Raw genomic sequence first — 10,963 nt, 5'->3', positions numbered from 1 at the left:
ACGGTGCCCTGGGCGACGCGTCTGCCGTTGGCGATGATGACGACGTCGTCGACGGTCTGCTCGACCTCGGAGAGCATGTGGCTGGAGATGAGCAGCGTGCGGCCCTCGGCGGCGAGGTGGCGCAGGAAGCTGCGCAGCCAGCGGATGCCCTCGGGGTCGAGGCCGTTGGCCGGCTCGTCGAGGATGACGACCTGCGGGTCGCCGAGGAGCGCCGCCGCCAGGCCGAGCCGCTGGCGCATGCCCATCGAGTAGCCGCCGGCGCGTTTGCGGGCGGCGGCGGGGATGCCGACGAGCTCGAGCAGCTCGTCGACCCGGCGGCTCGGCACGCCGGCCACCGACGCCTGGACGCGCAGGTGGTCGCGCCCGCTGCGGCCGGGGTGGAAGTTCGTCGCCTCGAGGGCCGAGCCGACGACGGTGAGCGGGTTGGGGATGTCGACGTAGCGGTGGCCGTCGATCGTCGCGGTGCCGGCGCTCGGGCGGATGAGCCCGAGGAGCATCCGCAGGGTCGTGGTCTTGCCGCTGCCGTTGGGCCCGAGGAACCCGGTGATCCGGCCCGGCTCGACGTCGAGGTCGAGGTGGTCGACGGCCGTCAGCGACCCGAACCGCTTCGTCAGGCCGCGCACCTCGATGAGCCCCGGGAACCCCGACCGTGCACCCACCAGACGCTCCCTTCGTCTCCCGGCGCGACCCGGCCTCCGGCCCGAGCGCCGGTCCGGGGGTCGGTGGTCCGCGTCCGCGCCGCCGATCGCCGCGTGTGGCGCCCACTCAACCACACCGGGGTCCACGGCCCGTGCCGCTCCCTATAGTGGGCGCACCATGACGTGCGATCCCGATCCGGTCCAGCGTCCCGTCGCCGCGGGAGGCCCGCCCGCATGACCGAGTGGCTCCTCGTCCTCGGTGCGGTGCTGCTCACGGCCGGTACCGCCGTCTTCGTCGCGGCCGAGTTCTCGCTCGTCGCCCTCGACCGGCCGACGGTGCAACGGGCCATCGACGAGGGCGACTCCCGGGCCCGCGTCGTGCTGCAGTCGCTCAAGCAGCTCTCGACGCAGCTGTCGGCGGCCCAGGTCGGCATCACCATCACGACGCTCGTCGTCGGCTACCTGGCCGAGCCGTCGATCGGCCAGCTCGTGTCGGGGCCGCTGACCGCTCTCGGGCTCGGGACGGGTGCCGTGCAGGCCCTGGCGAGCGCCATCGCCCTCGTGCTCGCCACGGTCTTCTCGATGGTCTTCGGCGAGCTGCTGCCGCAGTTCCTCGGCATCTCGGTGCCGCTCGCGACCGCGAAGGTCGTCGCGCTGCCCGTGCGCGTCTTCGCCCTCGTCGCCCGGCCGCTCATCGTCGTGCTCAACGGCTCGGCCAACGGGTTCCTTCGCTCGGTGGGCATCGAGCCGCAGGAGGAGCTGTCGGGTGCCCGGACCCCGCAGGAGCTCGCCAGCCTCGTGCAGCGCTCGGCCGAGGCGGGCACCCTCGACCAGGTCACGGCCCGCATGCTGACCCGCTCGCTCGGGTTCGGCGAGCGCACCGCCGACGACGTCATGACGCCGCGGGTGCGCTGCACCGGCATCCACCGTGACGAGTCGGCCGACGACGTGCTTCGCCTGTCCCGGCGCACCGGCTTCTCCCGCTTCCCGGTGCTCGGCGACGACTGGGACGACGTCGACGGGGTCGTGCACGTCAAGAAGGCCATGGCCGTGCCGCACGAGCGGCGCAAGGACGTGCCGGTGTCGGCCCTGATGTCCGAGCGGCTCGTCGTGCCGGAGACGATCCGGCTCGACCCGCTCCTGCGCCAGCTGCGCGAGGGCGGGTTCCAGATGGCCGTGGTCGTCGACGAGTACGGCGGCACCTCCGGGGTCGTCACCCTCGAGGACGTCGTCGAGGAGATCGTCGGCGAGGTCTCCGACGAGCACGACCGCAGCCGCCAGAGCGGGCGCGAGCTGCTCGACGGCTCGTGGACCGTGCCCGGGCTCTGGCGCCCGGACGAGGTGCGCGACGCCTTCGACGCCGACGTCCCGGACGGGTCCGCGTACGAGACGATGGGCGGTTTCGTCATGGCCGCCCTCGGACGCGTGCCCGCCGTCGGCGACAGCGTGCACGTACCGGGCTGGCGGATCAACGTCGTGGGCATGGAGGGACGCCGCGTCGACCGGCTCCGGTTTGTCCCGGACCCCGAGTCGCTGCCGGACGCCGCAGACGGGGGCGGCCCGCACGACGGCGCGCGCGACGCGGCCGCTCCTGTCGTGGGGCAGGACGGCTCGTGAGCGGCGCGTGGGTGTACGTCGTCTCGGTGCTCCTCCTGTTCGGGAACGCCTTCTTCGTCGGTGCCGAGTTCGCGGCGATGGCGGTGCGCCGCTCGACCCTCGAGCCGCTCGCGGAGGCCGGCAGCAAGCGGGCCGCGTCGTGCCTGCAGGCCCTCGAGCGGCTCGGCTCGATGCTCGTCACGGCCCAGCTCGGCATCACGGTGTGCTCGGTCGGGCTGGGCGCCCTCGCCGAGGCGGCGCTGCACGACCTGCTCGAACCGGTGTTCCACGGCGTCGGCCTGTCCGACGCGTGGGCGAGCGGCGCCGCCCTGGCGCTCGCGCTGCTCGCCGTCTCCTACCTGCACGTCGTCGTCGGCGAGATGATCCCGAAGAACCTCGCCATCGCCGGCCCCGACCGGGCGGCGCTCGTCCTGGTGCCGCCCCTGTTCCTCGTCGCCCGGACGCTGCGGCACATCGTCGCGGCGATGGAGGCCACGGCCAAGGGCCTCGTACGGCTGCTCCACGTCGAGCCCAAGGACGAGCTGACGTCGGCCTTCACCGTCGAGGAGGTCGCGCACATCGTCGGCGAGTCCCGTCGCGAAGGGCTCATCGAGGAGGAGCGGCACGGCCTGGTCACGAAGACGCTCGAGTTCTCCGACAAGCTGGCCCGCGACGTCGCAGTGCCGGCCGGCGGGCTGACGACCGTCGAGCTCGGGGCGACCCCCGCCGACATCGAGCGCCTCGTGGCGCGGCACGGCTTCAGCCGCTACCCGGTGCGGGACGCAGCCGGCGAGATCGCCGGGTACATCCACCTCAAGGACATCCTGTACGCCGACGACGAGCGCCACGAGCAGCCGGTGCCTCCCAAGCGCGTCCGGCGCCTGGCGACCGTCCGCGAGGGCGACGAGGTCGAGGACGTCCTCGCCACGATGCAGCTCACCGGCGCCCACCTGGCCCGCGTCATCGACGACGAGGCCCGCGTCACCGGCGTCGTCTTCCTCGAGGACGTCCTCGAGGAGCTCGTCGGCGAGGTCACCGACACGACCCAGCGCTGAGCCTCCGCGGGGGCTCAGCCGTCACTGTCCTCCCGGGCGGCGCGCCAGTCCAGGTAGGCCTGACCGCGGGGCGCGAGCTCGTAGCCGACGTCGTGGCTGATCGTCAGGCCGAGGGCCTTGAGCTTGCGGATGTCGACCTTCATCGGGAGCAGGTCCCGGTGGAGCAGCGCGGCCAGCTCGCGGGCCACGGTGCGGGGGTTGTCGCGGATCCACTCGAGGATCTCGAGGGTCCAGGGACCGGTGTCACGAGCGTCGAGGCGGTCGAGGCGCCGGCCGATGTCCTCGAGCTCCTCGGCCTCGGGAAGCTTCTCGCGCAGGGCGATCCGGGGGTCCTCACCCGCCCAGGAGAGGCGCACGCGGTAGACCTTGTCCCCACCCCTGCCGCCGCGGGGGGACGGCGTCCGCTGCTTCGGCTCGAGGGCCCGGAGCAGGGTCGCGCGGTCCTTGACCCCGGCCCGGCGGGCGTCGCGCTCGGTGAGACGTGCGACGTCACGCACGAGCGTCACGGCATCGAAACGCACGAGTCCGGCGGGGGTCAGCTGCGTGCCACCGACCTTGACGCGCGGGGCGTCCCACCGGCGGAAGGCCTGGGTGACCGTGCCGGCGCGGATGCCCTCGGCGACGGGTCGGGAGATGAGCACGGGCCCACCCTCGCAGAACCCGGGCCCGCGGGGGCGCCGAGCCGCGCGGACAGTTCGCAGGTGTCCGCAAGCCAGGCCCGGACCGGGGTAGCGTCACAGCGTGGCTGCGCACGGCACGGCGTTCGTCCTCGGCGGGGGCGGGCTGCTCGGTGCCGTCGAGGTGGGGATGCTCCGGGCCCTGCTCGAACGCGGCATCGTCCCCGACCTCGTCGTCGGCACGTCGGTCGGCGCGATCAACGGCGCCCTCGTCGCGGCCGACCCGACGCCCCGTGTGGCCGACCGTCTCCACGCCTTGTGGCAGAGCGCCGCTGAGGGCCGGGAGGTCTACGGCGACCGGGCCGTGCGGCAGCTCCGGCGAGCCATCCGGACGGGGACCCACCTGCACTCGGCGCGTCCGTTGCGGGACCGCATCGCCGAGGAGCTCGGCGACCGCACGTTCGAGGACCTCGCCGTCCGCTTCCAGTGCTGTGCCGCGTCGGTCGAGCGGGCCTCGGAGCACTGGTTCACGGGTGGGCGGGTCGTCGACGCCGTCGTCGCGTCCGCAGCGGTGCCGGGCCTGCTGCCGCCCGCCCTCGTCGACGGCCAGCACTACCTCGACGGGGGCATCGTCAACTCGATCCCCCTGGGGCGGGCCGTGGGGCTCGGGGCGCGGCGGGTCTTCGTCCTGCAGGTCGGCCGCGTCGACCGCCCGCTCGAGGTGCCCACGCGGCCCTGGCACGTCGCGCGGGTCTCGTTCGAGATCGCCCGTCGGCACCGTTTCGTGCGCGAGCTCGCCGAGGTGCCCGACGACGTCGAGGTGCACGTCCTGCCGACGGGCGCCGGCGCCGACGAGGTGGACACCGTGCGCACGTACCGCGACTTCTCGCTCGTGCGCGGACGCATCGAGGCCGCGCACCGCTCGGCGGGCGCCTACCTCGACGCGCTGGGCGCGTTCCCGACCCCGGGCCGGCCCGGCGACGCCGAGGACCGGCGAGGGCGGTGATCCGGCCCTGGCTCCACGGGGCGCTCGGGGCCGTGCGTCGTCTGGTCTTCGCCGTGGTGCTCCTGGCGCTGGCCGGTGCCGCAGTCGTGGCCCTGCCGCTGACGCTCGTGCTCGCCGGGGCGCTGTCGCCCCTGGTCCCCGGCCGACGGCGGCCGCTGCGGCTCCTCTGGATCGCGCTGGTCCATGTGCTCCTCGAGGCGGTCCTGATCCTCGTCATGCTCGACCTCTGGGTCGCCTCGGGACTCGGCTGGGCGATCCGGCGTCCCGTGTTCGAACGGGCCCACTACGCGCTCGTGCGCACCTATCTCGTCGTCATGTTCCGCGAGGCCCGCCGGGTGCTGCGGCTGCGTGTGGTGCGCGAGGGCGAGGCACCGGACCAGACGGCGCCCGGGCCGGTGCTCGTGCTGTGCCGGCACGCGGGTCCCGCCGACTCGTTCACCGTCGTCTACGCGCTCCAGCGCTGGTACGGGCGCGAGCCCCGGGTCGTCCTCAAGGACACCATGGCGCTGGACCCGGCCATCGGTCTGGTCCTGCACCGGCTCCCGGCCCGGTTCATCTCACCGAACCCGCGGTCCTTGCGTGACAGCGAGGTGGTGGAACGCGAGATCGCCGACCTCGCCACCGGGCTCGACGACGACGACGCCTTCGTCATCTTCCCGGAAGGGGGCAACTTCAGCCCCGCGCGCCGGGCGCGGTCCATCGAGACGCTGCGCCGAAAGGGTCACGCGGACATGGCGGCCCGCGCCGAGCACATGACCAACGTCCTTCCGCCGCGACCGGGCGGTGTCATCGCCGCGCTCGACGCGGCACCCACGGCGGACGTCGTCTTCGTGGCGCACACGGGGCTCGACCACCTCGTCACCGTCCGGGACGTCTGGCGCGAGCTGCCGATGGACAAGCAGATCATCATGCGGTGGTGGCGGGTGCCTGCCGAGGCTGTGCCGGCCGGGCGCGAGGAGCGCATCGACTGGCTCTTCACGTGGTGGGAACGGATAGACGCCTGGGTCGAGGAGAACCGCCCCGTCGACCTCTCGCTCGACCGTCGTGCCGACATCGCGCCGCGGCCCTGAGCGAGGGCCGACGCGATTCACGGATGGTCCGGCCGGGCTGCTACTCTCACCGGGCGCACGAAAGTGCACGCCCCCGTAGCTCAGGGGATAGAGCACCGCCCTCCGGAGGCGGGAGCGCAGGTTCGAATCCTGCCGGGGGCACCAGCCGGGACGAGGCCCCGAGACAGCGCGCAACGCCGTCTCGGGGCCTCGTGCCGTCCGGCCTCCGTCAGCGTCGGGCGGCCGAGGACGCGTCGCCACCGGCTCGTAGACTCGGCGCCATGACGCCGGAGCAGCTGCGCGCCCTCCTGTGCGGCGTGGCGACGCGGGCCGCGCGCACCGGCGAGCTCCCCGACGAGGCCGAGGCCGGACCACCAGTCGGGCCGCTGTTCCGGCCCACGGACCCGCGCGCCGCCGGCGTCGTCGCCGACTGGGTCACCCCCGTCGCCCAGCGGTGGGGTCCGCGCCTGGACCTCGCGCCCCGTGACCTCGCACGCGTCCTGGCCTGGGGCCTGACGGAGCAGCGCCCGGTGTCGGCCGTCGAGGTGGCGCCCACGGGCCTCATCGCCATCACGCTCGAGGACGCCGATCGCGCGGCGATCATCGAGGTCGTCCGGCGCGAGGCCGACACCTACGCCTGCCCGCACGGGACGGCGCACGTCGACCGGACCGAGCGGCCGGGGGAGCGCGGGCCGCGGGACCCGCTCCGCGGGGTCCAGCTGTCCCATGCCCGGCTGTGCCGGCTCGTCCGCAACGCCGAGGCCGCCGGCGTGCAGGTCCGCCCGTCGACGCGCCTCGAGACCCTGACCCACGTCACGGAGCGGCACCTGCTCGTCGCCCTCGCCGACCTGCCCCAGCGGCTCGAGCACCACCGCGGCGACCCGGCCGCCCAGGTCCGCGCACTCGTCGAGCTGGGGCGACTCGCCGACGAGTGGGACCACCCGACGCGGCCCCTCGCCGTGGGCGCACCCGTGGAGCCGGTCCACGGGGCCAGACTCGCGCTCGCCGACGCCGCTCGCGTCGTCTTGCGCAATGGACTCGGCCGCCTCGCAGCGGCGGCCCCCGAGAGGATGTAGGAATGCGCGCACACGAAGCCGGAGCGCTCCACGCCGAGGGCTACCGAGGGCCGGCGTGGCTCCAGACCCCCGTCGACATCAACGCGCTGGTGCCGTCGCTGTGGGCCTCGTCGGTCGGCAGGGGAGGTGACGGCGCGCTCACGGTCGGCGGCGTCTCGGTCGTCGACCTCGCCCGCGACTTCGGCACTCCCGCCTACGTCATCGACGAGGACGACTTCCGTTCGCGCGCAAGGGAGTTCAAGCAGACGTACGCGGAGGTCTTCGACGACCTGTGCGGTGGTGCCGACGTCTACTACGCCGGCAAGGCGTTCCTCTGCACCGAGGTCGCGCGATGGATCCACGACGAGGGTCTGCACCTCGACGTCTGCACCGGTGGCGAGCTCGCCGTCGCGATGCGGGCCGGAGTGCCGGGGGAGCGGATCGGCCTGCACGGCAACAACAAGAGCCTCGCCGAGATCCGCCAGGCCCTCGAGTACGGCGTCGGGCGCATCGTCGTCGACTCCTTCGACGAGATCGAGCGGGTGGCCGGGGTGGCCGCCGAGCTCGGCGTGGTGGCCCCGGTCCTCGTCCGGGTCACGGTCGGTGTCGAGGCCCACACGCACGAGTTCATCGCGACGGCCCACGAGGACCAGAAGTTCGGCCTGTCCCTCTCGGGTGGCCAGGCCTTCGAGGCGGTCCGCCGCATCCTCGGGCGCCCCGACCGCCTCCGGCTGCTCGGCCTGCACAGCCACATCGGCTCCCAGATCTTCGACACGTCGGGCTTCGAGGTGTCGGCCCGACGCATCCTCGGGCTGCACACGCAGGTCGCCCGCGAGCTCGGCGTCGAGCTGCCCGAGCTGGACCTCGGTGGCGGCTTCGGCATCGCCTACACGACCGAGCACGACCCGCTGCCGCCCAAGCACCTCGCGGCGGGCATGGCCGAGATCGTCGAGCGCGAGTGCCGTGCCGACGGCGTCGCCGTTCCGCGCATCTCGATCGAGCCCGGGCGTGCCATCGCCGGCCCGAGCACCTTCACGCTGTACGAGGTGGGGACCGTCAAGCCCGTCGACCTCGACGGCGGCGCCCAGCGCGTCTACGTCTCGGTCGACGGCGGGATGAGTGACAACGTGCGCACCGCCCTCTACGACGCCAACTACTCGTGCACGCTCGCCGGCCGGGCGTCCACCGCCGCGCCGGTCCTCGCCCGGGTGGTCGGCAAGCACTGCGAGAGCGGCGACATCGTCGTCAAGGACGAGTTCCTGCCGGCCGACGTCGCGGCCGGCGACCTCGTCGCCGTGCCCTGCACGGGCGCCTACTGCCGCTCGCTGTCGAGCCAGTACAACCACACGCCGCGGCCGCCCGTCGTCGCCGTCCGCGACGGCCTCGCCCGCCTGATCGTCCGGCGCGAGACCGTCGACGACCTGCTCGCGCTCGATGTCTGATGGAGCCGCAGATCCTGTGTCGAGCATGTCCGGATCGCGAAACAATGGCCGGCCCGGGGCCGGACGGACGGCAGGATTCGCACCGTGGAGCGCGCTGTGAGTGACCGGAAGCCGTTGCGCGTCGCCCTCCTCGGGGCCGGCGTCGTCGGTGGCGCCGTCGCGCGCCTGCTCGTCGAGCACGCCGACGACATGGCCGCGCGGGTCGGCGCGCCGCTCGAGATCGCCGGCATCGCCGTGCGCCGGGGCGGCCGCGACCGGTCCGACCTCGGCGTGGACCCGGGCCTGTTCACGACCGACGCGGAGGGCCTCGTCACGCGGGCGGACGTCGTCGTCGAGGTCATCGGCGGCATCGAGCCGGCACGCTCGCTCATCCTGCGCGCCATGGAGCACGGCGCCTCCGTCGTCACGGCCAACAAGGCGCTCCTTGCCGAGGATGGGCCGACGCTCTACGCCGCGGCCGCCCGGCACGGCGTCGACCTGTACTACGAGGCCGCCGTCGCCGGTGCCATCCCGCTGCTGCGCCCGCTGCGCGAGTCGCTCGCGGGTGACGAGGTGACCAAGGTGCTCGGCATCGTCAACGGCACGACCAACTACGTGCTCGACAAGATGGACACGACCGGTGCCGGGTTCGCGGACGCCGTCGAGCAGGCGCAGTCCCTCGGCTACGCCGAGGCCGACCCCACCGCCGACGTCGAGGGTTTCGACGCCGCGGCCAAGGCCGCCATCCTCGCCTCGCTCGCCTTCCACACCCGCGTGGCCGGCACGGACGTGCACCGAGAGGGCATCACCGAGGTCACCGCCGCCGACGTCGCGGCGGCCCGCGAGATGGACGCCGTCGTCAAGCTGCTCGCGATCTGCGAGCGCGGGGACGCCGGCGTCAGCGTCCGGGTCCACCCGGCGATGATCCCGCGCACCCATCCGCTCGCCGGCGTCCGCGAGGCCTTCAACGCCGTGTTCGTCGAGGCCGACGCCGCGGGGCAGCTCATGTTCTACGGCAAGGGCGCCGGCGGCGACCCCACCGCCTCGGCCGTCCTCGGCGACATCGTCGCCGTGGCCCGGCACCGTGTCGGCGGGGGCCTCGGGCCGGGCGAGTCGAGCTACGCCGAGCTGCCGGTCCTGCCCATGGGCCAGGCCCAGACCCGGTACCACATCAGTCTCGAGGTGGCCGACCGCTCCGGCGTCCTCGCCCAGGTCGCCGCGGCGTTCGCCGACCACGACGTGTCCATCGAGACCGTCCGGCAGCAGCTCGTCCGCGACGAGGACGGCCAGGGCGCCCGGGCCACCCTCATCATCGTCACCCACACCGCGAGCGACGCGGCGCTGTCGGCCACGGTCGAGGCGCTGCGCACGCTCGAGGTCGTCCGTGGCGTCAACTCCGTCATGCGCGTGGAAGGTTCCTGATGGCTCACCAGTGGCGGGGTGTCATCCCCGAGTACGCCGACCGGCTGCCGATGCTCGAGGGCGCACCGGTCGTGACGCTTCGCGAGGGCGGCACGCCGCTCATCCCGGCGGAGAAGCTGTCGGAGCGGGTCGGGGCCGAGGTGCACCTCAAGTACGAGGGGCTCAACCCCACCGGCTCGTTCAAGGACCGCGGCATGACCGCGGCGATCAGCCTCGCCGCCAAGAAGGGTGCGAAGGCCGTCATCTGCGCCAGCACCGGCAACACGAGCGCGTCCGCCGCGGCGTACGCGACCAAGGCCGGCATGGCGTGCGGCGTTCTCGTGCCCGAGGGCAAGATCGCCATGGGCAAGCTGAGCCAGGCCATCGCCCACGGCGCGACCCTGCTGCAGGTCGACGGCAACTTCGACGACTGCCTCAACCTCGCGCGCAAGCTCGCCGAGGCCTACCCGGTCGAGCTCGTCAACTCCGTCAACCCGGCCCGCATCGAGGGCCAGAAGACGGCCTCGTTCGAGGTCGTCGACGCCCTCGGTGACGCGCCCGACATCCACTGCCTGCCGGTCGGCAACGCCGGCAACATCACGGCGTACTGGAAGGGCTACCGCGAGTACCTCGCCACGCCCGTCACCGACGCCCCCGCCGGGCCGGCGACCCACCTGCCCGTCATGTGGGGCTTCCAGGCGGCCGGGGCCGCGCCGATCGTCCTCGGCCACCCGGTCGACGAGCCCGAGACCATCGCGACGGCGATCCGCATCGGCAACCCGGCCTCGTGGGAGCAGGCCCTCACGGCCCGTGACGAGTCCGGCGGTCGCATCGACGCCGTCACCGACGAGCAGATTCTCCTCGCGCACCGGTTCCTGTCGGCGCAGGAGGGCGTCTTCGTCGAGCCCGGTTCCGCCGCGTCAGTCGCCGGCCTGCTGGCCTGCCACGAGGCCGGCCTCGTCCCCCCTGGGGCGCGCATCGTCTGCACCGTCACCGGTCACGGCCTCAAGGACCCGCAGTGGGCGCTGCGCACCGCCGACGGTGGCGACGTGACCCCGGTCCGGGTCCCGGTCGACGCGGTGAGCGCGGCGCGGGCGCTCAGCCTCGAGGACTGACGCGTGAGGC

General features: G+C 73.8%; 10 protein-coding genes and 1 tRNA gene. 9 read left to right on the top strand and 2 right to left on the bottom strand.

Features of this window, described 5'->3' with window-relative positions; all coding sequences use genetic code 11:
• A partial coding sequence (locus ACPYOM_RS17600) for an ABC transporter ATP-binding protein (protein WP_481346955.1) occupies positions 1 to 659 on the bottom strand: 659 nt, incomplete at its 3' end.
• A 213-nt stretch (positions 660 to 872) separates the two neighbouring features.
• On the opposite strand from ACPYOM_RS17600, the gene ACPYOM_RS17595 reads away from it, so the two are divergent.
• A complete protein-coding gene (locus ACPYOM_RS17595) occupies positions 873 to 2,255 on the top strand; it encodes a hemolysin family protein (RefSeq protein ID WP_481342946.1) in 1,383 nt (460 codons plus the stop codon).
• Positions 2,252 to 3,289 carry a hemolysin family protein gene (locus ACPYOM_RS17590; protein WP_481342945.1) on the top strand — a complete coding sequence of 346 codons (1,038 nt, stop codon included), beginning with the start codon at positions 2,252 to 2,254 and terminating at the stop codon, positions 3,287 to 3,289. Before ACPYOM_RS17595 ends, ACPYOM_RS17590 begins: the two co-directional genes overlap by 4 nt.
• 14 nt (positions 3,290 to 3,303) lie before the next feature.
• Here ACPYOM_RS17590 and ACPYOM_RS17585 read toward each other — a convergent pair whose 3' ends face one another.
• A complete protein-coding gene (locus ACPYOM_RS17585; protein WP_481346953.1) occupies positions 3,304 to 3,930 on the bottom strand; it encodes an ASCH domain-containing protein in 627 nt (208 codons plus the stop codon).
• A 100-nt stretch (positions 3,931 to 4,030) separates the two neighbouring features.
• Here ACPYOM_RS17585 and ACPYOM_RS17580 point away from each other — a divergent pair, with 100 nt between their 5' ends.
• From ACPYOM_RS17580 to thrC, 7 genes are all read left to right on the top strand, one after another.
• Positions 4,031 to 4,912, top strand: a complete 882-nt coding sequence (locus ACPYOM_RS17580; protein WP_481346952.1) for a patatin-like phospholipase family protein — start codon at positions 4,031 to 4,033, stop codon at positions 4,910 to 4,912.
• Entirely contained in the window at positions 4,909 to 5,982 is a 1,074-nt protein-coding gene (locus ACPYOM_RS17575; protein ID WP_481346951.1) for a 1-acyl-sn-glycerol-3-phosphate acyltransferase, read from the top strand. The genes ACPYOM_RS17580 and ACPYOM_RS17575 overlap by 4 nt, the downstream gene beginning before the upstream one ends.
• 69 nt (positions 5,983 to 6,051) lie before the next feature.
• Positions 6,052 to 6,126 (top strand) — tRNA-Arg (locus tag ACPYOM_RS17570).
• Between the two features lie 116 nt (positions 6,127 to 6,242).
• Positions 6,243 to 7,037 (top strand): DALR anticodon-binding domain-containing protein, encoded by a 795-nt coding sequence (locus tag ACPYOM_RS17565; RefSeq protein ID WP_481346950.1) that lies wholly within the window; start codon positions 6,243 to 6,245, stop codon positions 7,035 to 7,037.
• Positions 7,038 to 7,039: 2 nt separating this feature from the next.
• Positions 7,040 to 8,458, top strand: a complete 1,419-nt coding sequence (gene lysA, locus ACPYOM_RS17560; protein WP_481343589.1) for a diaminopimelate decarboxylase — start codon at positions 7,040 to 7,042, stop codon at positions 8,456 to 8,458.
• Between the two features lie 96 nt (positions 8,459 to 8,554).
• Complete coding sequence (locus tag ACPYOM_RS17555; RefSeq protein ID WP_481343590.1) at positions 8,555 to 9,859, top strand: homoserine dehydrogenase; 1,305 nt, start codon at positions 8,555 to 8,557, stop codon at positions 9,857 to 9,859.
• Positions 9,859 to 10,953, top strand: a complete 1,095-nt coding sequence (thrC, locus tag ACPYOM_RS17550) for a threonine synthase (protein ID WP_481343591.1) — start codon at positions 9,859 to 9,861, stop codon at positions 10,951 to 10,953. The genes ACPYOM_RS17555 and thrC overlap by 1 nt, the downstream gene beginning before the upstream one ends.
• Positions 10,954 to 10,963 lie beyond the last annotated feature (10 nt).

The organism is Monashia sp. HAY1-2A, from assembly GCF_056755315.1.
Note: the sequence above shows the minus strand (reverse complement) of the source record. Positions and strands in the feature narration are given on the sequence as shown.

What these genes read in the sequence shown, in the direction of transcription:
- ACPYOM_RS17595 (WP_481342946.1), top strand. Translation starts at nt 873, where the DNA reads ATGACCGAGTGGCTCCTCGTCCTCGGTGCGGTGCTGCTCACGGCCGGT.
- lysA (WP_481343589.1), top strand. Translation starts at nt 7,040, where the DNA reads ATGCGCGCACACGAAGCCGGAGCGCTCCACGCCGAGGGCTACCGAGGG.
- thrC (WP_481343591.1), top strand. Translation starts at nt 9,859, where the DNA reads ATGGCTCACCAGTGGCGGGGTGTCATCCCCGAGTACGCCGACCGGCTG.
- ACPYOM_RS17565 (WP_481346950.1), top strand. Translation starts at nt 6,243, where the DNA reads ATGACGCCGGAGCAGCTGCGCGCCCTCCTGTGCGGCGTGGCGACGCGG.